This window comes from Yersinia pekkanenii (assembly GCF_001152565.1).
GTDB classification, from domain to species: Bacteria; Pseudomonadota; Gammaproteobacteria; order Enterobacterales; family Enterobacteriaceae; genus Yersinia; species Yersinia pekkanenii.
Genome location: NZ_CQAZ01000006.1, coordinates 107,877 through 133,654 on the forward strand (window position 1 = coordinate 107,877; position 25,778 = coordinate 133,654).

Sequence of the window (25,778 nt, forward strand, 5' to 3'; positions counted from 1 at the left end):
ATTGACGTTATCGGCGCAGGCAGATTGAGTGCGGACAGCGCGCAAGAACCGGAGCATACACAAGTATGTGACGGTGATGAGCACTGCCCCGAAGCTCAAGCTGGCAAGTAAGATAGTCAATTTTAGAGACCGGGCGCTTTCCATAAAGAGGTCGTCAGCCCACTATCCACCAGCGTCAACTGATCGGTATACACTGCTTGCCAGTTTACTTTCGCCGCCTGATACAGGGCCTGATGTTCAATATTCGGCGTGAACTCCCGCTCCCAGCGCACCAGTTGTTCACCGGTTTTGTCCAGTGCTTCATATAGCCCGATACCGACACCCGCAGCGATAGCGCAACCTAACGCAGTGGCTTCTTTGACCACCGGCACCCGAACCGGAACCCCCGTCACATCGGCCAGAATTTGGCTCCACAGTTTGCCTTTTGCCCCTCCCCCGGCAAATACCACAGAAGAGGCTTTGACGCCGGAGAATTCTGCAATTTGTGCCAAATTACAGGCCGAGACTATGGCGGCATTCTCTTCCAGTGCGCGGAATAAGGTGGCTTTATTGCATTTTTCAGGATCAAGGGAGAGGTTAATAAATGAGGGTGCGGCGTGATACCAAGATTTAAAGCGCATCACATCAGAGAAGATAGGCATTACCCCATAAGCACCTGCCGGTACGCGGGCGGCCATATCTTCCAGCAAGCTGTAGGTATCTATTCCCAATCGCTGCGCCATTAATTTTTCTTCAGCGCAAAACGCATCACGGAACCAACGCATGGTCAGGCCAGTAAAGAAGCTGATGGATTCTGCCTGCACCATACCGGGGATAACATGCGGGTTAATGCGGGTATTCATATTGGGATCGGTAATCGGCTTCGGCAAGTTAACCACTTGCTGCCAGAAGCTGCCGCCCAATACCGCCGTCTGGCCCGGCTGTACTACTCCCAGCCCTAAACAACCGAGTTGTACATCCCCACCCCCCATCACTACCGGCGTTCCGGCCAGCAACCCACACTCCTCTGCGGCCTGTGCCGTAACATGGCCGAGCAAAGTCCCGGTTTCTTTGACTGGCGATAAGATATCGGCACGTAGCCCCGCCATTTCCAGCAAGTTCGGTTGCCAGTTACGGGTGACTAAATCCAGCATTCCGGTGGTACCGGCATTGGAGGGATCAACCGCCAATTCGCCACTGAGCATATTGGCTAGCCAGTCGCTTATCATGGTTAAGGTGCCTGCCTGACGATAGATATCCGGGCGGTAATGCGCTAACCACAGTAAGCGGGGCATGGCACTCAGGGCCAAGGTCTGACCCGAACACTGATAAACCTCAAATTCAAATTCATTATTGTGCAGCTCTTTCAGCTCACTGACTTCACGGCTGGCACGAGCATCGACATTAGCACAGGCCCAGATAGGTTTACCGCTGCGGTCATAGAGCACAATACCCTCACGCATTGAACAGGCCGCAACAGCACGGATAGCACTTGCGGGTAGCTTGGCCTGATGCAATGCCTGACGGATGCACTGACAGGTCAGCTTCCAGTTGGTGGTTAAATCAAACTCCATCGACCCTGGAACATCAGGTACCGGTAAATGTAGCCACTCAGCCTGCCCGGCGGCTATCTGATGACCATTAAGATCAAATATCACAGCCCGAACACTGCCGGTGCCTGCATCCAAAGCCATCAGGTATTCAGCCGATGAGAGTTGATTCATTGTTCGATCCTCAGCTTCAATGTGTTTTATATAAATTCGTGTATCAATCTGTCCTCTACTGCCATAAATTGAATATTGTAAAAATAGTTAATTAAATCAATTTGATAATTGACCTTGCGGTGAGCTCATCGGTGACCAGAGCATTGACATATTTGCCCTGCAACGCAGCAACAATCGCCTCTGATTTCTCCACTCCACCAGCGACCCCAATGACCGTCGGGATGGTGGTAAGGTCTGCCAGCGAAATACCTATCAATTCCTGATGAATTTGCATCTCTGCGGCCAAGGTACCATCAGCCTGCATAAAGTAGCCGAGGATATCGCCAACTGCCCCTTTGCGGCTGAACATTAATTGTTCACCTTCGCTGATATAACCTGAGCGCAAAATAGTGGCTTCTTTTTGTTGATTCACCGAGCCAATACCGACTACCGCCACATCTGCCGCACAAGCAGCCAGCATCACATCACGGACACTGCTTTCCTGACGGAAGGTTTCAGCCACCTTGGCGCTGGAAGCTCGCAGCGGCGCGGGAATAATGCTGACCTGACAAGCCGCATCCAATTGACCAATCCCAGTCATATAAGAGCCTACCCCACCAGAGAGGGTGACCAGCCGAATCTGCTGTGAGGCAATAAAACCACTCAGATGCTGCAAGGCACACATGGTGGTTTCACCGAAACCAACCGCCAGTAATTGCTGCGGTTGTATCAATGCCATCAATAAATGTGCCGCGCCAATCCCCAACCGGCTGCTAATACTGAGGTCAGCAAGGGACGGCAAAATGCGGACATGCTTGAGACCAAAGTGCTGTTGCAGCGAGTTCTCCAGTTCCAGACAACCCTCATAGCGCGAATTAATCTGTACCCGGATGACCCCAGACTGGCGGCCTTTCTCCAGCAATCTGGAGACCTTTAGTCTGGTCAGACCCAGCAGTTCGCCAATATCCCCTTGTGTTAAGCCATCGTGATAATAAAACCACGCAATACGAGCGAGCAGTTCCTCTTCACTCATACAATTACCCGGATATTTGTATTCATCGTTGGACGACATAGGTTTTTCTTTTACTGCCGACTTTTCTTTCATCATTACTGGTGATTCCTTTCTTACTGCTTATCAATTCAAACAACTTATCGACTCAAATAATGAAGTCACGAATGTTAAATTTCAATTGATAACCACGCTAACAGCTTAGCCAATATATTTGAACATATTTTAATTTAAATTTTTTTATTCACAGAAATGTGATCTTGATTACGCCATTGGTGGGATTATACCGCTATCTTTTTTGAACACTTTTAATTTTAAATTATTTTTGTTCACTTTAATCATTCACTACAACCCAAAGTAATTGGCATTGCAGGTAGGCGGCAAGTGAGATAATCCCGATGAGCTTACTCAAGTCAGTGATTCGGGTTATTGAACACAGTCCCCCCTGCGGCTTCAAGTACCAAGGGGATAACCAGGAGTTTCTGATGCCGCACACCAATCCGCCACCACTGCTCCAGGTACGTGGTATCAGTAAACAGTTTTCCGGCGTAGTGGTATTGAAGAATATCGATTTTACGCTGCAACCGGGTCAGGTCCACGCCTTGCTAGGGGGAAATGGGGCGGGGAAATCGACGCTGATGAAAATCATTGCCGGAATACTTCCACCGGATAGCGGCACTATCGAGATCAATGGGCAACCTTGTCTTAACCTCACTCCTGCCAAAGCACATCAGTTAGGCATTTATCTGGTGCCGCAAGAACCAATGCTATTTGCCAACCTGTCGGTGCAGGAAAATATGTTGTTTCGCTTACCCAAGCATCAGGCCGATAAGAAGAAGATGGCGCAGTTACTGAAAAGTTTGGGTTGCCATTTGGATCTGTCAGTTAGTGCCGGTTCACTGGATGTCGCCGATCAGCAGTTAGTAGAGATCATGCGTGGCTTGATGCGTGATTCTCGTATTTTGATCCTTGATGAGCCGACCGCCTCGCTGACACCGGCGGAAACCAACCGTCTATTTAGTCAAATAAAAATGTTATTGCAGCAGGGTGTCGGCGTGGTCTTTATCTCCCACAAACTGCCTGAAATTCGTCAACTGGCGGATTGGGTCAGCGTGATGCGCGATGGCGGTATTGCACTGAGTGGTACAACTAACGATTTCTCAACCGACACCATTATTCAGGCCATTACCCCGCAGGCGAAAAATAGCGAATTATCTGATACCCAGAAGCTATGGCTAGAACTGCCAGGTAACCGCCGTTCTCAAGCGCGCGCCCAGTCCAATCAACCGGTGATAGCCGTCACTGACCTGAGCGGCGAAGGTTTTGCTCATATCTCTTTCGAGGTGCATGCCGGTGAAATTCTTGGGCTGGCGGGCGTGGTCGGTGCAGGCAGAACCGAGCTGGCTGAAACGCTGTATGGCTTACGGCCTGTCAGCGCGGGCAGCATCATGCTGGAAGATATCGACATCACCACCCTAAAAACCGTCCATCGTTTAGCGGCCGGTCTGGTTTATCTGCCAGAAGACAGGCAGGCCTCCGGCCTTTATCTGGATGCCCCTTTAAGCTGGAATGTCTGTTCGCTGACTCAGAGTAATCAAGGGTTATGGACCCATCCGGCACAGGAAGCCGCCATTCTGGAACGTTATCGCCGGGCGCTGAACATTAAGTTCAGCCATCTGGAGCAGCCAGTGCGCACCTTATCCGGTGGTAATCAGCAGAAATTACTGATTGCCAAGTGTCTCGAAGCCAATCCGCTATTGCTGATTATTGATGAACCCACCCGTGGGGTCGATGTATCAGCCCGCAGCGATATCTATCAATTGATCCGCAGCATTTCCGAGCAGCATGTGGCGATCATATTTATCTCGTCTGATTTGGAGGAAGTGGTGCAGATGGCGGATCGCGTGTTGGTCATGCATCAGGGGGAAATCAGCGGTGCACTCAATGGTCCTACAATGAATGTCGATACCATTATGCATCTGGCTTTTGGTGAACATCATACCGACGCCCGCCAATCTGCTGAAAATGAGGGCGCATCATGTTGAAATTTATCCAAAGCTACCAATTTATTCAAAACAATCGCGAAGGCACCGCCCTGCTAGCGATCCTCGCCTTATTTGCCTTGCTTGGCGTGATCGACAGTAATTACTTCAGTTTACAAACATTCACCATGATTTTCAGCAGCGCGCAGATCCTTATCTTGCTGGCAATCGGTGCCACCATGGTAATGCTGACCCGTAATATCGATGTGTCCGTCGGCTCGATCGCCGGGTTATGTGCGGTGGCAGTGGGTATGGCGCTCAATGCCGGTTTTGGGCTGGCAATGTCCTGCCTGTTTGCCCTGTTGGTTGGCATGGTGGCGGGCTTCTTTAATGGCATTCTGGTTACCTGGCTGCGCATCCCGGCGATTGTTGCCACCCTGGGTACCTTGGGGCTATACCGTGGTTTGATGCTATTACTGACTGGCGGTAAATGGATCGAAGGGCTACCGGCAGACCTGAAAAGTTTATCAACGCCAATCCTGTTTTCTATCTCTCCCATTGGCTGGCTGATTATGTTGCTGATCGTGGCCATGGCCTGGCTGTTGGGTAAAACCGCCTTTGGCCGCAGCTTCTATGCCATCGGTGACAACTTGCAGGGCGCACGCCAACTGGGTATCCGTACCGACAGCATCCGTATTTTTGCTTTCTCAATGAATGGCGTAATGGCCGCACTGGCCGGGATCGTCTTCGCCTCACAAATTGGCTTTATTCCTAATCAGACCGGCAGCGGGTTAGAAATGAAAGCCATTGCCGCCTGTGTCCTCGGCGGCATCAGTCTACTCGGTGGCACCGGCACCATCATTGGCGCCATTCTCGGGGCATATCTGCTGACACAAATCGACAGCGTATTGGTGCTGCTGCGCCTACCGGCTTGGTGGAACGACTTTATTGCCGGTTTAGTGCTGTTGGCCGTGCTGGTGTTCGATGGCCGCCTACGCTGTGCTGTTGAGCGTAATATCCGCCAGCAGAAATATGCCCGCTTTACCCCCCGCCCAGTCGCGGCGGGTAAAAAGAAGAAAACCGCTATACCCCCTTTTAAATCAGCCAATAACAAAACATCGAACGGAAAATCATTAATTAAAAAAGAGGTGGCATGATGAGTCTTTACCGACGTTATGGATGGGAACTGGCTCTGGCTGCCTTGTTGATACTGGAGATCCTGCTGTTTGGCTTATCGAATTCACGCATGTTGGATATCAATGTGTTGCTGTTTAGTACCAGTGATTTTATCTGCATAGGGATTGTCGCCCTGCCGCTGACCATGGTAATTGTCAGTGGTGGTATCGATATCTCATTTGGTTCGACTATTGGATTGTGCTCCATATCTCTTGGAGTGATGTTTCAGGCCGGTGTCCCCATGAGTATCGCCATCCCGCTGACGCTGGTGGTTGGCGCACTGTGCGGTTTGATTAATGCCGGGCTGATTCTGTATACCGGTGTTAACCCGCTGGTCATCACGCTTGGCACCATGTACCTGTTCGGGGGCAGTGCACTGCTGTTGTCCGGGATATCAGGAGCTACCGGTTATGAGGGGATTGGCGGTTTCCCGACAGCCTTTACCGATTTTGCCAACCAAACGCTGTTCGGGCTGCCCATACCGCTGCTGGTCTTTATGGTCTGCGTGCTGCTGTTTTGGTTGTTGATGCACCGCACCCACAGTGGCCGTAACGTTTTCCTGATTGGGCAAAACAGTCGGGTTGCCCGTTATAGCGCCCTGCCCGTCGCTCGCACTTTGTGCATTCTGTATGCCCTGACAGGCATGGCATCCGCCATTGCCGCCGTTCTGTTGGTCTCTTACTTCGGCTCCGCGCGCTCTGATTTGGGCGCGTCATTCCTGATGCCAGCCATCACCGCCGTAGTGCTAGGGGGGGCCAATATCTATGGCGGCTCTGGCTCCATCCTGGGTACCGCACTGGCGGTATTACTGGTGGGCTACTTACAGCAAGGCCTGCAAATGATTGGGACACCCAACCAAATATCCAGTGCGCTGTCCGGCGCGCTGTTGATTCTGGTGGTGGTTGGGCGCTCCATTAGCCTGCACCGGCACTTGATTCATGAATGGCTACAACGCCGCAGAAACAACGTTGTTTAACCTGCTCTTTTTTATAAAAAATTGCCAACACCTCGATATCTAACAACAACAGTGGTTCGGAGATAGCAATGAAAACCCAAAAATTAAAAAAGCGGGCACTGGTTTGTGCCCTCGGATTTGCCTGTATCACCTTTAGCACTATAAATGCCGCACAAGCGGCGGAACGCATCGCCTTTATCCCGAAACTGGTCGGAGTTGGCTTCTTCACCAGCGGCGGTAAAGGTGCCGTAGATGCGGGTAAAGAGCTGGGTGTGGATGTGACCTACGATGGCCCGACGGAACCTAGCGTTTCCGGTCAGGTTCAGTTAATCAATAACTTCGTCAATCAGGGCTACAACGCCATTGTGGTTTCTGCTGTATCACCAGACGGCCTGTGTCCGGCGCTAAAACGTGCCATGCAACGGGGCGTCAAAATCTTGACCTGGGATTCTGACACCAAACCGGAATGTCGCTCGGTTTATATCAATCAAGGCACGCCGAATCAATTGGGTTCGATGCTGGTTGATATGGCGGCAAATCAGGTGAAGAAAGATAAAGCCAAAGTGGCGTTCTTTTATTCCAGCCCGACGGTCACCGACCAGAATCAATGGGTCAATGAAGCGAAGAAAAAAATCCAGCAAGAACACCCTGGCTGGGAAGTGGTGACCACCCAGTTTGGCTATAACGATGCCACCAAATCGCTGCAAACCGCAGAGGGCATCTTAAAAGCCTATGGCGACCTGGACGTGATTATTGCCCCAGATGCCAACGCCCTGCCCGCCGCAGCGCAAGCCGCAGAAAATCTGAAACGCGACAACGTCGCGATCGTCGGCTTCAGTACGCCAAACGTGATGCGCCCTTATGTTGAGCGCGGCACGGTAAAAGAATTTGGCCTGTGGGATGTGGTTAACCAAGGCAAAATTTCAGTTTATGTTGCCAATGAAATGCTGAAAAAAGGCGAGTTAAACGTCGGCGATAAAATTGATATCCCGAACATTGGGGTGGTTGAAGTGGCTCCAAACAGCATTCAGGGCTATGACCATGAAGCAAAAGGCAGTGGCATTGTGTTACTGCCACAGCGGGTCATCTTCACTAAAGAAAATATCGACAAATACGGTTTCTAACCTCGGTGGCCCGCTCGCTGCGGGCCTGAACAAAACTAAGGGAGTAATGACAGATGGCTGATTTAGACGATATTAAAGACGGTAAAGATTTCGGTATTGGCGTACCGCAGCAGAACCCTGCCTTTACGCTTAAAGGTTCCGGCTCGCTGGATTGGGGGATGCAATCCCGTCTGGCGCGGATTTTCAATCCGAAAACCAATCGCACGGTGATGCTGGCATTTGACCACGGCTATTTTCAGGGGCCAACCACCGGTCTGGAGCGAATAGATATCAATATCGCCCCGCTGTTTGAGTATGCCGATGTCTTAATGTGTACCCGGGGTATTTTGCGCAGTGTCGTCCCGGCATCTGCCAATCGCCCGGTGGTATTACGTGCGTCCGGTGCTAACTCGATTCTGACGGATTTATCCAACGAGGCGGTCGCCGTGGCGATGGAAGATGCCTTGCGGCTAAACGCCTGCGCGGTGGCAGCACAGGTTTATATCGGTACTGAGCATGAGCATCAGTCAATTAAAAACATCATTCAATTAGTCGATCAGGGTATGCGCTACGGCATGCCAACCATGGCTGTCACTGGTGTTGGTAAAGATATGGTTCGCGACCAGCGCTACTTCTCTCTGGCTACCCGTATCGCCGCCGAAATGGGCGCACAAGTGATTAAAACCTATTATGTCGATAGCGGATTTGAACGCGTTGCCGCCGGTTGCCCGGTCCCTATTGTGATTGCTGGCGGTAAAAAGCTGCCGGAGCGTGAGGCGCTGGAAATGTGCTATCAAGCCATTGATCAAGGTGCGTCAGGGGTGGATATGGGGCGCAATATCTTCCAGTCGGAAGCGCCGATTGCCATGCTGAAGGCGGTTCATGCAGTGGTACATAAAAATGAAAATGCACAAACGGCTTATCAGTTGTTTTTACATGAAAAAGGTTGAGTGATCGCTACCGGTCAGTTGCTGGCAAGCGGTGATAAGAAGACCTTTTGTGGTAAGGAGAGAAATATGCACGTTACCCTCGTCGAAATTAATGTGAAAGATGACAAAGTTGAACAGTTTATTGATGTTTTTCGCGCCAATCACCTGGGTTCGATCCGCGAGGCGGGGAATTTGCGTTTTGATGTGCTAAGGGACGAGATTATCCCTACCCGCTTCTATATCTATGAAGCCTATACCGATGAAAACGCGGTGGCGGCTCACAAAAAAACACCCCATTACCTGAAGTGTGTCGAACGACTGGAGGGGTTAATGACCGGCCCACGCAAAAAAACAGTCTTTATTGGCCTGATGCCTTAGCCAATATGGGCAGTTGATATTTTATTGCTGCCCGTTCTGTTTTACCTTACAACAGCACGTTAATCCCATGTTTTTGTACAATTGAAAGCAGTTTAAGTGATAAGCCATTGGGGTGCTTCGCACCATTTTCCCATTTCTGAATGGTAGAAACACTGGTGTTCAGATAACGGGCAAAAATAGGTTGGCTGATATTAAATCTCTCGCGTAATTGTTTTATTTCATCCGGTTTAAATTCATGAACGTTAGCGACACAGCGCTTATCAAAATTTCGCATTGTCTCTTGTGGGATTGCACCGACAGAATATAGCCCTGATACCGCACTATGAATTGCTTCGAAAGCAGGACTTTTAAATTTATTTTTTACCACCATGACATATCTCCATTAATTCTTTCTTCACAATCAAAGCTGTTACTGTCGCCCCAGATAGCTCGCTATAGTATTTTGCCAACAGCCTAAAGTCCGCTAACTCAGTGTTATCGATATTGCTCATATCCTGCTTAGCGAATAAGAAAGCATATACCCAACACATTCCACCTTTTGCCAAAATAATTGAGCGGTCCTGATTTTGGTTGAGCCTCTTTTTGTAAACACCGCCACCAAGGTTCTCTACCTTTCCCTGCATCACTACCTGCATAGCCAGACATAAATCAGTATCCGTAATACCATGCGATTTTGCGGCCCTATTAAACCATTTAGTTTTAAACGTTCTCGCCATAGCTGACATCCTGTCGCCTAAAGTGTAGCACCAAGTGCTGCATTTTATTATTTTCTGTATTAGGCGACACCACAAAAAATCTTTTTTTTACTTAGTTACTGTCTATTGAATGCATGAAACGCATCAATTCCAACAAATATTCCCTGTTATCAGATAACACCTATCAGCAAAATGTACCCATTGAGCTATTCTTACGCCGAAGATAATGATTGGCAGCCTTTCTGGCGGTATTACGCCCTATGTGCTGTGATCCCGACTATAAACAGGAGTTTCTATGAACACCACTTATCGCCTGGCCATGGCTTTGGCCTTTTCCGCCACACTGCTGACCGGCACAGCGAACGCTAATAGCTTATTAGACTCAGTAAAAAGTGCTGCTGATCAATACGGTAAATCAGGCGACAGCTCATCTTCACTTTCGTCTCTGACCGGTTTACTCAATGGTGGCGATAAAGGTCTAAGTGCCAGTACCATGACCAATGCAGCCGGTATTTTGCAATATTGCGTACAAAATAACGTGCTGTCTGCCGATGGCACCACGGCGGTTAAAGACCAATTGATGAGTAAATTGGGGATAACCAGTACCGAAAATGCCAAGAGTCTGGACTATCAAGAAGGCTTAGGTGGGCTACTGAAAACTGGCGAAGGCAAAAGCCTGAACCTGAACGACCTCGGTAGTGAGCAAATCACTGAAAAAATCAAAACCAAAGCCTGTGATTTGGTGCTGAAACAGGGTCAGTCGTTCTTGCTGAAGTAAATCTGGCGCAGCCTTGGCTGCGCTTTTTATTTTACGACCTATTTTATGAAAATATTCTGACGGTGATACGCCATCTGTCCTTCATCAGGGATGAACTTAATGGGTAAGCGCAGTTTTCGCCCTTCATATTTAGCAAAATTATCTTCACTGATACTGCTTTTGAGTTTTTTGATTTGAGGAGATAACACCATTTCCAGATGTTCGTTAAAGGTGATTAACCCCTGATCGAAGGCACGGTCATGCAAGCTGGAAAGGCACAGACCATTACTGGGGTTAAGTCGATGCTCTGCACCGTGACTCCAGGGGCGAATATGGCTGGCAACAAGTAACGTAGGTTCTTCTAATTCAGTAATACAGCAGCGATTTTCATAGACGTGCAATACATTTTTACGAAATAGCTGCTGACCGACTCTAGCCTTAATAATAGTGGTTCTTTCTCCACCACTAAAATCTTTAATACCACTATCGCCTTTCATATTACTATCAAACAGTTGGGTAGCCGGTTTTTCTAACTGGCCCATTGCCTGTTGGCATTGCAGCTCAAAGACTTCGGCATTCTCATTCATTTCCAACCACAAAGCTCGGTCGGCCTTAGAGACGCGGGTTAAACCGCGGCGGCCTGAGTCAGTAATAAAGGGATCCAAACTGGCAAAATTAACTAGCTTCATCGCGAGTGCTGAAGGAGTTCTGTCAATTAACGCGGCGTAATGAACAATATCGGGATTTCTGGAATCCAATTTGCCAAACGGAATTTGGCTATACAATGTAAAAGCCACTAACAGTTGATCCCGCGTCCAATGATTTACCGCCGCCATGCCTCGTCACCCAAAGTTAGTGAGTCATTTTATTGAATGCGTTAACTATGCCAGGTGTTGGGGGGAATGGGTATCGGTGAATCCATAACCCAAAATCATCCTGCCACTGTCTCGCAGGCAAATATATTGTATGCGGCTTCAAGAATCAGGTTACGCAATAATAGATGACAAAGGTAATAAGTCCGCTTGACTCTCACTCCCCTCACCTTGGGGAGTGAGCTACTCACAAAAGCGTTATGCCGCTTTTTCTGCTTCAATTGGCTCTTGATTACGACTAACAACCACTTTGAACAGCCAATATATCAGGCTTGCGGCAACCAGCGAGTTGATAGTCGGAATCCCCCACTCAGTCACCAAACCAACGACGCTGCCGACAATACTGGCAATGATGGCAACCCAGCCGATAATCGGTGTTTGGGTTTCGTCAGGCAGCTTCCCTTCCAGCCGAGTGTTATCCAGGATTTTGCGATGAGAGCGCAGCACGTAATAATCCACCAGCATGATGCCAATGATCGGTGGGAACACTACACCCAATATGGTCAGGAAATCCACAAACCGGTCTAAGATCCCCAGCACCGAAAGCGTGGTTCCCAAAACACCGATCATCAGCGTAGTTGAGATATATTTCAGTTTCTTGCCGGTCAGCCCCTCAACTGCGTTGACGATGCCAAGTGAAGAAGAGTACAGATTAAGGTCATTGACCCTTAATGTTGAAAACACCACCACCAACAAACCTGCACCACCCGCAGCCTGAGCCATAATGGTCACAACATCTGCCGTACCCAGTGTCTTGGCAATCAGGATAGCCAGACCATTGACCACAAACTCCCCAGCAACAATGGTGAAAATCGTCACACCCAGTACATGCTTACTGTTTTTGGAGTAACGCGTCAGATCCGGGGTCATCAGGCTTGCTACAATAGCCCCCCCGACAACGATAGTGATACCTGCGCTGATGGACAGAGGATCACCTGGTGGCAATAATTGCATGATTTCATGAAGATTATGGCCAGATAAAGTACTGATGGAAATATAAGCCACCAGTAAAATAAACATCGGTACCGCTATCCTTGCAGCAATACGCAATGCCTTGAAACCAAACGCTACCAGTATCGTCAAAAAGCCACCGGACAAGGCTGCTGCCCAGCCAAAGCCCAGCGTGTGGCCCAAGGCAAAATCAAGGGATTTAGCAAAGATAGCATTTTGAATACCAAACCAGCCCAGTAAACTGACTGCGACTACAATACCTATCAGCACCGATCCCAAGCGCCCAAAACCACACCAGCGAGCCAATAGGCTGCCAGAGATCCCTTCACGCATGCCCGCCAGTCCAAGACCGTAGGTCACCACACCAAATATTATGCTGCCGATAAGAATTGCAGTGAATGCATCAACCAGCGTCATCGAATTGCCAAGTACCGCGCCGAGCATAAATTGATCCAGCGCGGTCAGCATACCCATATGAACGAGAGCAACACTTAAAAATGAAACCCTTTTATCCTGCGGCACTCGGCTCAATGGATAATCTTCAATCTTAATCACGATAAGGTGTACCTTTGTTGTTCAGATAAACTGGATCCCTTTTGATACCAGTCGATCAGGAATATAATTATCCAAATGCGCCAATTTGCAGAACTCTTCAAACTGTTGCAACGTATGGACATCAGCTTTTTGATAAATAGTATATATTCTATTCTCTATCGTTTTAGTGCTGATATTATATATTTTAGCAATCTCTTTAACAGTAAATCTTTGCAGCATTAAAAATATAACGTCAAGCTCAGCCCGCGTAAAAATACTATTACTAACTTCGGTAGTCAGAATGCTGGGCTTTTGTTGGTTTATATATTTTAAAGGGGATAAAGTATTAAGCGGTTTAGCATTCCATATAATGCCGATAACTTCTTTTCTATCGTTGTAAATAGGCAGTTTTTCGCTAACAAACGGAGTCAGGGTCTCTTTCCCATACCAATAATGGGTTTCTATTACGGTAACACGATCCTTTGACTCTTCAGTCAGTTTGTCATGTTCTATCAGGTCAGACGCAAATTCGGCCCAGTTTGCAGGAAACTCATCGTCCAGCTTGCCTTCTATCTCAAAGCTCAATGGGGTATTGGTATAAAGATAGGCAGCCTTATTCATATAGATATGGCGGGAATTCAGATCTTTAATGCCCCATGGTTCACTTAGGTGCTCCATCATGGCAATAAGGCCCTTGAAATAAATTTCATTATTTTTATCGGGCAAATCCATTACGACCTCGCCGATTAAAACCGGGTTAAATTTCTTTTGCCAGATAGTGTCGCGTATACTTTTTGGCATATCTGCCTAAATCACCATAGACACAATAACCTAATTTTTCATAAAAGCCTCTAGCCTGAAAATCGAAAGTATCGACATAAGCCATGTGACAACCGCGTTTCAAGGCTTCTTCTTCCGCTTTTTCCATTAATTGGCGACCATATCCGCTGTTACGATATTGGTCACTCACCCAAAGATACTGAACTTCAAGCCCGCCCCACCAAGTTCTGGCCACTAATCCAGCAACAATTTTGCCATTGTCGTCGGTAATCGTTAAGAACAGCGGATGAATGTCTACCATTTCTGTTTTATTATTGTGAGCCCAAAGGCTATCAATAACATACTCTTCGTCCTGCGGGTTTGGTGTATCCGTCACGTTGATATTCATTTTTGCAACATACCTTCCTGTGTTAATAATTAAAATTGCAATTAAATTTATGAACCCAACTGATTTTAATATCACTTTCCTTTAAGTGTTGCAAGAGTGGTTTTCACCCGTTCCCGCCACCACATTAAATGTTTATATTTATTGTGACAGAGCAAAAATACCAACATATCTCGTGAATGTTATCTGTTTATCTTGTTCTGTCTGCAAATGCTGATTTTGCCTCACCAGGGCTTCGTCACACTAATCTATCTGTAGTTTACGGCTCCACCTGTAGAGTAAGATTAACTTGCCAAAGGGGAGCCGCTCATCAATATTGCGAATTCGTAAAACTTATTACTGAATAAGCTCGTTCGATATCGTCCCCTGAATGTATTTACTCAGCCTCCTTCTGCCTATCGTCATTAAAGTTCCAGTTCGTTCTGGAGTAAAGCGGCAATGGCTTCGCTGCTGCTGGCGCTAACCAGAGCACTGCGGAACGCCTCATGCATGATGCGACGCGCAAGGCGTGAAAAAATACGCATATGTTGGTCGCCAGCTGCGTGTTTATTCAATGTTAGCATAATGATGAATTGCGCTTCCTCATCACCCCATTTTATAGATTCTGGCAGCCGCGCCACACTTATGGTGGACTGCTCGATATGCTCGGACTTGCTATGAGGGATGGCGAAGCTGAAACCTAATCCGGTAGAGAATACGGCTTCACGGGCCCACAAGTCCGCTTCCAATTTCCGTGGATATCGGCAGCGGCCCGCCAGTAGTAAGTTATCCGTCATCCCTTTAATAACTTCCTCTTTGCTACGCCAGTCACTATCAAGAGTGATGCATTGTGCCGTTATCAGTGGTGCATCCTGCAAAGTCATGCGGAACTGTGCCAGCAGGTGTTCAACCTCTAACGAGGTGCGGCAGGCCATAGCCTGATTTAACAACTGACGACAGGCACGACTATCGAGCAGTGACAAACGTGCTTTGGTTGCCGGAATAGACGGTGCGCTCATACTCAGTTCATCGAGCCCCAGCCCCACCAATAGAGGCAGTACCGAACCTTTCGCCCCTAACTCACCACATAATCCAATCCATTTCCCCTGACGATGAACGGCCTGAACAGCATAATCCAGAGCGCGTAGGAAGGCAGGATTCAGGCTATTGTAATGGCGAGTCACTTTGGCATTATCGCGATCTACCGCCAGTAGATATTGCGTGAGGTCGTTGCTACCAATACTAAAGAAATCAATCTCTTCACAGCACTGATCGATGATAAACATAACCGAAGGCACTTCCAGCATGATACCTAACGGGATTTTTTCATCGAAAGGAATATGATCAGCACGGAGGGTTTGCTTGACCTCAGCAAGTTGCTCTTTGATCCACAGGATCTCTTCCATCGAGGAGATCATTGGGATCATAATTTTCAGCGAACCATGGGCCGAAGCCCGTAAAATAGAACGTAGCTGGGTGCGGAACAACGGCAGGTATTCTTCATAAATACGTACTGCCCGGTAGCCAAGGAACGGGTTGTTTTCTGCCGGAATGTGTAAATATGCTACGGGTTTATCGCCACCGATATCCACGGTGCGCACAATAATACTGCGGCCTTTCGCTGCATCCAGCGCCTGGCAGTAAATGTTGTATAACTCATCTTCATCTGGCGCGCTGGGGCGGTCCATATACAACATTTCAGTACGAAATAAGCCAATGGCCTCAGCACCATTGCCGAATGCGGCGGCTGCCTCCACCGAATGGGCAATGTTCGCCGCTACCTCGATACGCACACCATCGATTGTTCTGCCTTCTTGCGTCAGCCAGGCCCGTTGCTGCTCACGAAGTTGTATCTGCAAACATTCTTCCTGGTGATAGTAACGTTTAACCGCGTCACCCAGTTCGACGACCAATATGCCCGCATTACCATCGATTTGAACACGCTGCCCCAACCACGGTGATAAAGCATCAATGTCCATGCCCACCAGCGTCGGGATGTTAAAGGAGCGCGCCAGGATCACGGTGTGAGAAGTAGTGCCACCACTACGCAGTAGCAAACCTTTTAATAAGGATTTATCCAGTTCAAGGAATTGGCTGGGCGTAAGCTCATCAGCCATGCAGATAGCCGCTTGGGTCAACTGGCCCGGTGCCGGAAAACGAGACTCGCCGTAGATATGCTGTAATAACTGAAAGCAGATATCACGTACATCAAGCACCCGTTCTTGCAGGTAGCTATTGCCAGATTGGACAAATTGAGCACAAAAGTGATCGGCTGTCGCCACAATCGCCTGGGCGCAACTCTGGCCGGTTAATACGCCGCTCAATAGGTGCTGATGCAAAGAGATATCACTGGCTAAAGAACGGTGAGCCTCAAGGATAGCGCTCGCGGTACCGTCATTATCCAGCAGCCGTAATTCGATAGTTCTTATTAACTGCTTTAAACCACGATCCAGTTTAGATTGCTCTTCTTCGAGACGTTGTGTGGCAGGAAGCTCACCTAAATCATGTAAATCCAGTGAGTTGAGATGTATCAGTACACCGCTGGCACTCCCGTCACAAACAGGACGCGCGCTTAAAAATGTGGGATTCAGGTTCGAGAGAGATTCAGGAATAGCCAAAGTCTCAGTGGCGGCCACTTTGGGTAGCGGGGTATCGCAATGAGGGAATTCATCACGAATAAACCGGCTCAGTTGCTCATAGGCTAGCTGCTCGTCGACACCACAAACCAGAAGATGGCACTCATCACCATGAAGGGTGTTTGTGCCGATAAGGGCCAGTGCACTTTTAGCATCGCCACGGCGGTCAGTACGCACATTGTGCCATTCGATAACAGAAGAAAAGTTATTACAGAGCGTTTCAACCCAACTTGCCGGTCGGGCATGAACGCCGTTGGATAAATCACAAGTAAATTTAATAACAAGAGCCATCACTTTTCTCCTGACACGATTAATTGATTGTTAACAGGTTAAAAAATATGTCTGCATTAAGCTATGTGACAAAACTGTCAAATGCTGGACAAATGTAATCAATTGGAATTTTCGTGTTCAATATCACAAGTTGTGATTTCGACCCATATTCACTGTAAAGCGGGAAACATTTGAGTGGGATCTCATTTTTCTGGTTGTATTACAAAAGTCCAGTAAATGTTCTTTTTCTCTTCTATTTTCCTAAATGGCTAATGCCTATTGTTTAACACATCGATTACATGAAGAAGTCACTCAGCCTCTGGAGCTAAAGTATGAATGAGTTGGTGCAAATACTAAAAAATACTCGCCAGCATCTCATGACCGGCGTATCCCATATGATCCCCTTCGTCGTGTCTGGAGGCATTCTTTTAGCCATATCTGTCATGTTATATGGCAAGGGGGCGGTGCCCGATATTGCTACCGATCCAAACTTGAAAAAGCTTTTTGATATTGGGGTTGCGGGTTTAACCCTTATGGTGCCGTTCTTAGCCGCTTATATAGGCTATTCCATCTCTGAACGGGCGGCTCTGGCTCCTTGTGCTATCGGTGCCTGGGTAGGCAATAGCTTCGGCGCAGGATTCTTTGGCGCTCTTATTGCCGGGATGATTGGCGGGATTGTCGTACATTACTTGAAAAAGATCCGCGTACCCAAAGTGTTACGCTCAGTAATGCCCATATTTGTGATCCCAATTGTCGGCACCTTTATCACCGCAGGCGTCATGATGTGGGGGATTGGCGAGCCTGTCGGCGCGCTGACCACCAATTTGACGCATTGGTTACAGGGGATGCAGCAGGGAAGTATTCTGTTGTTAGCCGTGATTATGGGATTGATGCTGGCATTTGATATGGGAGGGCCGGTAAACAAAGTTGCCTACGCCTTCATGTTGATCTGTGTGTCACAAGGTGTTTATACCGTCGTCGCGATTGCCGCCGTTGGCATTGCCATTCCGCCTTTAGGTATGGGGATTGCGACACTCATGAGCCGTAAAAACTATACCACTGAAGAGCGCGAGGCCGGAAAAGCGGCATTAGTGATGGGCTGTGTTGGCATCACTGAAGGGGCAATACCCTTTGCGGCCTCTGACCCTTTGCGCGTTATCCCCTCCATTATGTTCGGTTCAGTATGTGGAACGGTCACCGTCGCCTTATTCGGTTCGCAATGTTATGCCGGATGGGGAGGGCTGATCGTATTACCGGTCGTTGATGGCAAGCTCGGTTATATCGCCGGACTGGCGGTTGGGGCACTGGTTACGGCAGTAAGTGTCAATCTTCTAAAATCCATCGCGCGCAAAAAACACGTTATCAATGAAAAGAAAGCAGATGACTTCGATTTAAATTTTGAAATTAAGTGATTAACAGGAAGGAATGTCTCATGACTAAAATTATAGCGGTAACCGCATGCCCGTCTGGCGTTGCTCATACCTATATGGCGGCGGAAGCACTGGAAAGTGCAGCAAAAGCCAAGGGCTGGGAAGTTAAGGTGGAAACACAAGGATCGATTGGTGTGGAAAATGAGCTGACCGCTGTTGATGTTGCGGCCGCAGACATGGTGATACTAACAAAAGACATCGGTATTAAGTTTGAAGAACGTTTTGCCGGTAAAACCATTGTTCGCATCAATATTAGCGATGCCGTAAAACGAGCCGACGCGATAATGAATAAAATCAGTATTCATCTTTCTCAAGACGCCTAATATTTTTTGAGTGATATCACCCGTTCGTCCTTTTAAATAAAGGGGATTATTTTGACTAATCGTACTCAACGCCTTAAAACCGCGCTATTTGCCCATCCGCGAGAAATCTCGCTGGAACGCGCACTACTTTATACCGCCAACCATCGACAAACGGCAGGCGAACCGGTGATCATCCGCCGTGCTAAAGCCACGGCGCATATTCTTGACCATGTAAAAATTGCAATTCGTGATGATGAACTGATTGCGGGCAACCGCACGGTGAAACCGCGGGCAGGGATCATCTCACCGGAAATGGATCCTTACTGGCTACTTAAAGAACTCGATCAGTTTCCAAACCGCCCACAAGATCGTTTTGAAATCAGCGAAGAAGACAAATGTCTTTATCGCGAGCAACTTTATCCCTACTGGGAAAGCCGCTCAATGAAAGACTTTATCAACGGGCAAATGACAGATGAGGTGAAAGCGGCGGTCAGTACCCAAATTTTTAGCATTAATCAAACCGATAAAGGGCAAGGACACATTATTATCGACTATCCTCGCCTGTTGAATAAGGGTCTTGCTGCACTCATTGAAGAAATGGCAAATCATTGCCATGAACAGCCGGATAATAGCTTCTTTAAAGCCACATTAATTCTGCTTGAAGCCTCTCAGCGCCATATTTTACGTTACGCTCAGCGGGCTGATGAAATGGCCGAAACCTGCTTAGATACGGTTCGTGGTAAAGAACTACAGCAGATGGCAGAGATCGCGCGTCATAATGCTATTCATCAGCCTGAGGATTTCTGGCAAGCCTGCCAGTTGTTCTGGTATATGAACGTGATTTTACAGTATGAATCTAACGCCAGCTCACTGTCATTAGGCCGTTTTGACCAATATATGCTGCCCTATTACCAGGCATCACTTAATCGCGGGCAAGCATCTGATTTTCTTAAAGAATTGCTGGAGTCGTTGTGGGTGAAATGCAACGACATCGTGCTGCTACGCTCAACAAGTAGCGCCCGTTATTTTGCTGGTTTCCCTACGGGTTATACCGCACTACTGGGTGGAGTCACGGAAAATGGCCGCAGTGCGGTTAACCTACTCTCGTTCCTTTGTTTGGACGCCTATCAAAATGTTCAACTACCGCAGCCGAATCTGGGGGTACGTATCAATGAATTGATCGACCGCCCATTCCTGAGAAAAACAGTAGAAACCATTCGGTTAGGTACTGGCATCCCACAAATATTTAATGATGAAGTCGTGATCCCCGCGTTCCTTAATCGAGGTGTTTCGTTAGAAGACGCACGTGACTATGCCGTTGTCGGCTGTGTGGAACTTTCCATCCCCGGTAAAACCTATGGATTACATGATATTGCAATGTTTAACCTGCTAAAAGTCATGGAAATCACCCTGCATGACAATGAAGGGAATAGCGGGATTACCTATGAAGGATTGCTGGCTCAAATACGAGAAAAAATCCGTTACTACATCAAGTTAATGGTTGAAGGCAGCAATATCTGTGATATTGGCCATCGTGACTGGGCACCGGTTCCTCTCCTTTCATCATTTATCGATGACTGCATCATCAAAGGGAAAGATATTACCGAAGGAGGAGCACGTTATAACTTCTCCGGTGTACAAGGTATTGGCATTGCAAATCTGAGTGACTCGTTACATGCGCTAAAAGGCATGGTATTTGAACAGAACCGCATGAGTTTTGATCAACTCATCAAGGTGCTCAACGCTAATTTTGCAACGCCAGAGGGTGAGAAAATCCGCGCCAGACTCATCAATAATTTCGATAAATATGGCAATGATATTGATAAGGTGGATAACATTAGTGCTGAACTACTGCGTTTCTACTGTAAAGAAGTTGAAAAATACAGCAACCCGCGCGGTGGCCACTTTATACCGGGTTCATATACCGTCTCGGCACATATCCCGCTGGGTTCGGTGGTCGGCGCGACGCCAGATGGCCGCTTTGCCGGGGAACAATTGGCGGATGGTGGTCTCTCACCGATGCTCGGTCAGGATGGACAAGGGCCGACCGCCGTGTTGAAATCAGTGAGTAAGCTGGATAATTATCTGCTATCTAATGGTACCTTGTTAAATGTGAAATTCACGCCATCGACATTAGAGGGCGAGGACGGGTTAAATAAGCTTGCTGATTTCTTGCGCGCGTTTACCAAGTTGAAATTGCAACATATCCAATTCAACGTTGTGAATGCGGATACACTGCGCGAAGCACAACAACGACCCAAGGATTTTGCTGGGCTGGTGGTGCGTGTAGCCGGATATAGTGCCTTCTTTGTTGAGTTATCGAAGGAGATCCAAGATGACATCATCCGCCGCACTGCGCACTCGTTGTGACGTCATTGAAACCCGCGCTGATACCGCGCGTATCTTCAATATCCAACGTTATTCACTTAATGATGGGCAGGGTATTCGTACCGTCATTTTCTTTAAAGGTTGCCCGCATGTCTGCCCGTGGTGTGCCAACCCTGAATCAATATCACCACAGATTGAAACGGTCCGGCGGGAAAGTAAATGCTTACATTGTGCACCTTGCCTGAACGAGGTCGATGAATGCCCTTCTGGTGCGTTAGAACGTATTGGCCGTGATGTAACCCTTGATGAACTTGAGCATGAAATATTAAAAGATGAGATCTTTTTCCGCACTTCGGGGGGAGGCGTAACCCTGTCGGGAGGAGAGGTGCTAATGCAGGCAGAATTTGCTACCCGATTGCTAAAACGTGTGCGATTGTGGGGGATTAACACCGCGATTGAAACGGCGGGAGATGCGCCGGCAAAGCGATTATTACCCTTGGCACAGCAGTGTAATGAAGTCTTATTCGACCTAAAGATTATGGATAAAGAACAGTCGCAGAATATATTGAAATTAAATTTAACCCGGGTACTGGATAATTTGCGTTTACTGATAGCTGAAGGAATTAAGGTGATACCTCGTCTACCATTAATTCCAGGTTATACACTCAGTAAGGATAATTTTCAGCATACCCTGAACGTATTGGCACCGCTAAATCTGGCTGAGTTACATCTTTTGCCATTCCATCAATACGGTGAGCCTAAATATACCTTATTAGGTCAGCGTTGGACGATGAAAGATGTCGCAATACCGTTACCGGAAGAAATTAATACGCTCAAGCTGATTGCAGAATCTGCAGGCTACCGGGTTACGATTGGTGGATAAATTTACTTCAACGAGCATCTTGTAAATATGAATCTTAATTTAATTGCAGTGACCGCTTGTGTCAGTGGAGTCGCGCATACCTATATGGCAGCAGAGCGCCTGGAAAAACTATGTCATCAAGAAAAATGGAACGTCAAAGTAGAAACCCAGGGCGCGTTAGGCGTTGAGAATAGGTTAACAATGGAGGATGTTAAATGTGCAGATGTGGTTTTGCTGATCACAGATATTGAAATTGATGGCGTAGAAAGGTTCGCAAATTCTCGTTCAATTAAAATGAGTATCAGTTCTTTTCTACTCGCGCCACAAAAAACTATCGAAGTCGTTAAACAGATAGCCACGTTGTCCTCAGCGACACATATCAATATTGTTTAACTTTCTTAGATCAGTGGCTATGGTATTGACGACGATATTCTGAAGGAGAACAACCGGTATTTTTTCTAAAAACGCAGCAAAAATAATTGCTATCGGTAAATCCGCAGGTGTGAGCAATTTCTTTTATTTTTGCATCATAGGTTTTCAATACTTCTTTTGCTTGTTCCAGCCGAACATGATTAAGATATTCATTGAATCCAATGGAACCTGATTTATTAAATAAATGTGAAAGATAATTTGGAGAGATATAAAATTTATTGGCTACAGACTCGCGAGTTAGCTCTGACTTGAAATTATCATCAATAAATTCTCTTATTGCTTCAAAAAGAGCCCGACTACGAGACGCCGTATGAATCTGTTTTCCCAATAGGTCGGAACAATGGCTGAGCAACCCATTCACGATAAAACTGGCCGTTTTTTGATCGGCAGGCTGCATGATTATTTCATTTAATGCTTTAAGTAAATATGACCCTACTCGCGGGCCAAGGCGGGCGATGTTAGTCCGGCCAAGTCGTTCCAGTTTATGCCCATCCCAACGTTGAATACTAAATCCAATTTGCTGTTTACCAAACAGAATACTTAACGTCGACGCAGGTTCACTCCACACAGAAAAATTCCAACTGTTCGCTGGCACATATAAAACATCATTTTTATGCAGAATATTATCAGGCTTATACAAACACAACTCGGATAAATTACCATCAAGAATAATTTCGAGACGTGGAAAGTTAACTTGAAATGCCAGGCTGGGTATATCTTTAATGTTATTCGGGAATCTTATTCTATTGGTTTTTTTGGTAAAAAAAATTATTTTCTCGGCTAACTTTTCAATTTGCATAAATAAGACTCTCTTGTATATACCTTTTTTATTATCACATAACCGACTTGCGCCAGTCGAGTATTCCTCCCCGCCCTAAAATAGTTGTTACATATCCTTTGATAAAAACCCAGTTGATTTTATATCGCCTGGATTTTTAATATAAATATTATAAAACATCCAGTAACCATTTCTGTGCTGGCGTTAAGCGGCTCTCAGTTTCGGGCTTCAGCCACTTACGCTGATCCTGTTGTGCGATGTCATTACGGTCAATATACAAGGCGTGTAGCACTCTGCGCCGGCTGCCTACCATATTAGTGGTTCCTCCGTGCCAAGTATGAGCATTATAAATCATAATACTACCTGCCTGAGCCTCAAAAATCACTTCATCCGGATGTGACAATCCGGGATCTGCCATGACCTCTTCCGGCAATTCAGGGCGCAAGTGAGTGCCAGGTATAATGCGCGGTGCGCCATTCTCAGCACTGAGATCATCGATTGCCCAAATGATATTAACCAAATGTACTTTAGGGAAATCAGTGCGCTTTTTCTTCCAGTCAGCATGTAAAGGCTGATGGCCACCACCATGCAATGCTTCACGAGCATTTAAACTAGAGATTTTAAATTCCCCCTGAAATACATAGCGACAAGCTGAAAGTACCAGCGGGTGTGACCAGACTTTCTCCCATACTGTACCTTTATTAATAAGGTTGGCTATACGGGTAGCCGTTTCTTCCTGATGATGCTCGATAGCCAGATTATCTCCTTCTTGCTGCACAATATGGTCAATTGTCGTGCGCATATCCTCCAACCAGTCTGGGTCAATCACGTTTTTTACCACCGTATACCCCTTAGTATTGAGTTCCTCAATAACTCTCTCTGGGAGTTCTACTGTGGCACCTAAAGCATTCAAATACATTTCAGATTGGGTTTTCATAGCGGATCCTGTTATTTACGTTCTGTTAACACATTTGAAAAGATACAAGATCATCACCTGAAAATCTGCATGCAAATTGTACGATATACTGGATATTTGTAATATCAAACTGAAGATGTGATGCAGTGCATAAATCCAGATTTATTGGTCTGTTTTCAACATGATTTAGCAATGTGTTTTGGGCCTCTGCTATTAATCCCAGTACATTAAGCAATATGCCAAGAGACTCGCGGGGAGGTACCCTATCCCTAAATCACCCCGTTTATGGCGATAAAGCCTTATATCAAACTAGCGATTGCACGAGAGTTTATTAAATCTAATACGGTATCGATTAATCATATTAATTTTGATAATAACTTCTCCGGTAACGTCGGAAAATATGGCATAGGTATTGATACTACCGTCGCTAATAACACCTCCATTTTTGCCTAAGTAGATTATCTCGATGGTTAAAAGATTGAAACATCGATAATGGCTAATATTGGCTTCCGTCTACGATTCTACGTATCTCAGCCCTTCGTTTGAGGGACATATTATTTTCGGTGAAATTTATTTTCTGGCATATTTAATTTAAAACCCAACCTCTAGTAAGGTGTTTACCATACCAGCCAATATCTGGTGGGAGAGTGTTTTTATTAGCTTATTTTATATAGCACGTGACAGTAACTTTAGCGTGATAATTTCATTAACAAAGACAGTTATTATTCTGATATAGACATTATGCGTATGTATGAATCTCATCAATACATTCGCCGCAGCACCAGATTGACGATGCAAATGGCGAGAAATCTAGTTAACCACCAAAAGCAATACGGTTTTTTCCCCTCAATGCAGGATTTTTACATATTCATCTCAATAAAATAGTTAAAAAATCCAAATAAAATAATTTAACATCACATTTTTAACATAAAATACCAAATAAATAACTAACTGTAATTTAGTCCAGTAAACGTTAGAGTTACCATTGAAAGATTAACCACTAAACATTAGGATTAACACCATATATTGTGTCATCAGCAAATTAAAATGCAATATATACCACATCAATACTTCTATTATAAGGATTCAGGCCATGAATAAAAATACAAAACAAACCTCTGGCAATGTAGCTTCTGTTGCTGCGAAGACTTTAAATGACCCTAACGCTTCTGCAATCCAGAAAAGCCTGGCTGGCTCTGCTCTCTCACAACGAGGAACACCAAATCAGACCAGCGGAGAAATGGAACATAAGGCATCTGCGGCACTTGATAACCCACGTTCCAGCGCATTGACAAAACAGCTTGCGGCTTCTGTATTAGCACAAGCAAATAAAGACCGTAAATAAATTCTGTCTTGCTCAGATATTGGGGCTAACGCCCCTTTTTGAAAAGGCTGACTGTAGGGTCTAATAATAAGCTAAGTTGGTTTCAGTAGTTTTAGATGGGAAGATGAAGAAAAAAGAGCGGTTCCGTGATGTCGGCAATCTACGCCATATCACGCGACGATTATGCAACGGATGAAGAGTACGCACAGGCGATTCAGCAAGAGCTGGCAGTTGAAGACGACTACACCGAGAAAAAGGTCATGTATTCAATGTGGTTATTAGCCTCACACCAGGTAATGCTCACGCTCAATGAACGTACCGATGATCCTGTCA

25 protein-coding genes and 1 pseudogene are annotated in these 25,778 nt (G+C 46.6%); 15 read left to right on the plus strand and 11 right to left on the minus strand.

The window, feature by feature from the left end:
- Positions 1–122 precede the first annotated feature (122 nt).
- Both lsrK and lsrR read right to left on the minus strand, forming a co-directional pair.
- Positions 123–1,703 (minus strand): autoinducer-2 kinase, encoded by a 1,581-nt coding sequence (lsrK, locus tag AEP37_RS04650; RefSeq protein WP_049610595.1) that lies wholly within the window; start codon positions 1,701–1,703, stop codon positions 123–125.
- Positions 1,704–1,794: 91 nt separating this feature from the next.
- A complete protein-coding gene (gene lsrR, locus AEP37_RS04655) occupies positions 1,795–2,790 on the minus strand; it encodes a transcriptional regulator LsrR (RefSeq protein ID WP_202905457.1) in 996 nt (331 codons plus the stop codon).
- A gap of 386 nt (positions 2,791–3,176) precedes the next feature.
- Between lsrR and lsrA the strand changes: the two genes are divergently transcribed.
- The 6 genes from lsrA (at position 3,177) to lsrG (ending at position 9,214) form a co-directional block, all read left to right on the plus strand.
- On the plus strand, positions 3,177–4,736 hold the full coding sequence (gene lsrA, locus AEP37_RS04660) for an autoinducer 2 ABC transporter ATP-binding protein LsrA (protein WP_049610598.1): 1,560 nt from the start codon (positions 3,177–3,179) through the stop codon (positions 4,734–4,736).
- Complete coding sequence (lsrC, locus tag AEP37_RS04665) at positions 4,730–5,830, plus strand: autoinducer 2 ABC transporter permease LsrC (RefSeq protein WP_049610601.1); 1,101 nt, start codon at positions 4,730–4,732, stop codon at positions 5,828–5,830. Before lsrA ends, lsrC begins: the two co-directional genes overlap by 7 nt.
- On the plus strand, positions 5,827–6,825 hold the full coding sequence (gene lsrD, locus AEP37_RS04670; RefSeq protein ID WP_280512711.1) for an autoinducer 2 ABC transporter permease LsrD: 999 nt from the start codon (positions 5,827–5,829) through the stop codon (positions 6,823–6,825). The genes lsrC and lsrD overlap by 4 nt, the downstream gene beginning before the upstream one ends.
- 68 nt (positions 6,826–6,893) lie before the next feature.
- Positions 6,894–7,928: an autoinducer 2 ABC transporter substrate-binding protein LsrB gene (lsrB, locus tag AEP37_RS04675; protein WP_049610606.1), complete on the plus strand. Its 1,035-nt coding sequence runs from the start codon at positions 6,894–6,896 to the stop codon at positions 7,926–7,928.
- Between the two features lie 53 nt (positions 7,929–7,981).
- A complete protein-coding gene (gene lsrF, locus AEP37_RS04680) occupies positions 7,982–8,857 on the plus strand; it encodes a 3-hydroxy-5-phosphonooxypentane-2,4-dione thiolase (protein ID WP_049610607.1) in 876 nt (291 codons plus the stop codon).
- A gap of 66 nt (positions 8,858–8,923) precedes the next feature.
- Positions 8,924–9,214 (plus strand): (4S)-4-hydroxy-5-phosphonooxypentane-2,3-dione isomerase, encoded by a 291-nt coding sequence (gene lsrG, locus AEP37_RS04685; protein ID WP_049610610.1) that lies wholly within the window; start codon positions 8,924–8,926, stop codon positions 9,212–9,214.
- Positions 9,215–9,260: 46 nt separating this feature from the next.
- Here the strand turns inward: lsrG and AEP37_RS04690 are convergent, their stop codons facing one another.
- Both AEP37_RS04690 and AEP37_RS04695 read right to left on the minus strand, forming a co-directional pair.
- Positions 9,261–9,584, minus strand: a complete 324-nt coding sequence (locus AEP37_RS04690; RefSeq protein ID WP_049610612.1) for a helix-turn-helix domain-containing protein — start codon at positions 9,582–9,584, stop codon at positions 9,261–9,263.
- On the minus strand, positions 9,568–9,930 hold the full coding sequence (locus AEP37_RS04695; protein ID WP_049610615.1) for a type II toxin-antitoxin system RelE/ParE family toxin: 363 nt from the start codon (positions 9,928–9,930) through the stop codon (positions 9,568–9,570). Before AEP37_RS04695 ends, AEP37_RS04690 begins: the two co-directional genes overlap by 17 nt.
- Before the next feature lie 274 nt (positions 9,931–10,204).
- Between AEP37_RS04695 and AEP37_RS04700 the strand changes: the two genes are divergently transcribed.
- Positions 10,205–10,687 (plus strand): DUF2501 domain-containing protein, encoded by a 483-nt coding sequence (locus AEP37_RS04700; RefSeq protein WP_049610618.1) that lies wholly within the window; start codon positions 10,205–10,207, stop codon positions 10,685–10,687.
- 38 nt (positions 10,688–10,725) lie between these two features.
- Here AEP37_RS04700 and AEP37_RS04705 read toward each other — a convergent pair whose 3' ends face one another.
- The 5 genes from AEP37_RS04705 to ptsP form a co-directional block, all read right to left on the minus strand.
- Positions 10,726–11,502: an HNH endonuclease gene (locus AEP37_RS04705; protein WP_049610621.1), complete on the minus strand. Its 777-nt coding sequence runs from the start codon at positions 11,500–11,502 to the stop codon at positions 10,726–10,728.
- Between the two features lie 234 nt (positions 11,503–11,736).
- Positions 11,737–13,044, minus strand: coding sequence for a cytosine permease (locus AEP37_RS04710; protein WP_049610624.1), 1,308 nt, complete (start codon positions 13,042–13,044; stop codon positions 11,737–11,739).
- 21 nt (positions 13,045–13,065) lie between these two features.
- Positions 13,066–13,755 carry a helix-turn-helix transcriptional regulator gene (locus tag AEP37_RS04715; protein ID WP_049610626.1) on the minus strand — a complete coding sequence of 230 codons (690 nt, stop codon included), beginning with the start codon at positions 13,753–13,755 and terminating at the stop codon, positions 13,066–13,068.
- A gap of 25 nt (positions 13,756–13,780) precedes the next feature.
- Positions 13,781–14,191 carry a GNAT family N-acetyltransferase gene (locus tag AEP37_RS04720; RefSeq protein ID WP_049610629.1) on the minus strand — a complete coding sequence of 137 codons (411 nt, stop codon included), beginning with the start codon at positions 14,189–14,191 and terminating at the stop codon, positions 13,781–13,783.
- A gap of 401 nt (positions 14,192–14,592) precedes the next feature.
- Complete coding sequence (gene ptsP, locus AEP37_RS04725; RefSeq protein WP_049610632.1) at positions 14,593–17,094, minus strand: phosphoenolpyruvate--protein phosphotransferase; 2,502 nt, start codon at positions 17,092–17,094, stop codon at positions 14,593–14,595.
- Positions 17,095–17,405: 311 nt separating this feature from the next.
- On the opposite strand from ptsP, the gene AEP37_RS04730 reads away from it, so the two are divergent.
- The 5 genes from AEP37_RS04730 to AEP37_RS04750 are packed head-to-tail and all read left to right on the plus strand — an operon-like array spanning position 17,406 to position 22,388.
- Entirely contained in the window at positions 17,406–18,485 is a 1,080-nt protein-coding gene (locus tag AEP37_RS04730) for a PTS fructose transporter subunit EIIC (RefSeq protein WP_049610635.1), read from the plus strand.
- 20 nt (positions 18,486–18,505) lie between these two features.
- A complete protein-coding gene (locus tag AEP37_RS04735; RefSeq protein ID WP_049610642.1) occupies positions 18,506–18,826 on the plus strand; it encodes a PTS fructose-like transporter subunit IIB in 321 nt (106 codons plus the stop codon).
- 51 nt (positions 18,827–18,877) lie between these two features.
- Positions 18,878–21,175 carry a formate C-acetyltransferase gene (locus AEP37_RS04740; protein ID WP_049610645.1) on the plus strand — a complete coding sequence of 766 codons (2,298 nt, stop codon included), beginning with the start codon at positions 18,878–18,880 and terminating at the stop codon, positions 21,173–21,175.
- Complete coding sequence (locus tag AEP37_RS04745) at positions 21,141–22,016, plus strand: [formate-C-acetyltransferase]-activating enzyme (protein ID WP_049610648.1); 876 nt, start codon at positions 21,141–21,143, stop codon at positions 22,014–22,016. The genes AEP37_RS04740 and AEP37_RS04745 overlap by 35 nt, the downstream gene beginning before the upstream one ends.
- A gap of 27 nt (positions 22,017–22,043) precedes the next feature.
- Positions 22,044–22,388, plus strand: a complete 345-nt coding sequence (locus tag AEP37_RS04750) for a PTS fructose-like transporter subunit IIB (RefSeq protein WP_049610649.1) — start codon at positions 22,044–22,046, stop codon at positions 22,386–22,388.
- A gap of 10 nt (positions 22,389–22,398) precedes the next feature.
- On the opposite strand, the gene AEP37_RS04755 is transcribed toward AEP37_RS04750, so the two are convergent.
- Positions 22,399–23,226, minus strand: coding sequence for a helix-turn-helix transcriptional regulator (locus AEP37_RS04755; protein ID WP_050691810.1), 828 nt, complete (start codon positions 23,224–23,226; stop codon positions 22,399–22,401).
- Between the two features lie 148 nt (positions 23,227–23,374).
- Positions 23,375–24,142 carry a phytanoyl-CoA dioxygenase family protein gene (locus AEP37_RS04760; RefSeq protein ID WP_049610651.1) on the minus strand — a complete coding sequence of 256 codons (768 nt, stop codon included), beginning with the start codon at positions 24,140–24,142 and terminating at the stop codon, positions 23,375–23,377.
- Between the two features lie 264 nt (positions 24,143–24,406).
- Here AEP37_RS04760 and AEP37_RS24630 point away from each other — a divergent pair.
- The 3 genes and pseudogenes from AEP37_RS24630 to AEP37_RS26490 form a co-directional block, all read left to right on the plus strand.
- Positions 24,407–24,595, plus strand: a pseudogene (locus AEP37_RS24630) (autotransporter outer membrane beta-barrel domain-containing protein); the annotation flags it as partial.
- Between the two features lie 619 nt (positions 24,596–25,214).
- Complete coding sequence (locus AEP37_RS04765; protein ID WP_049610653.1) at positions 25,215–25,466, plus strand: hypothetical protein; 252 nt, start codon at positions 25,215–25,217, stop codon at positions 25,464–25,466.
- A gap of 125 nt (positions 25,467–25,591) precedes the next feature.
- Positions 25,592–25,778 (plus strand): hypothetical protein (locus AEP37_RS26490; protein WP_167337929.1); only part of this gene is annotated, 187 nt, incomplete at its 3' end.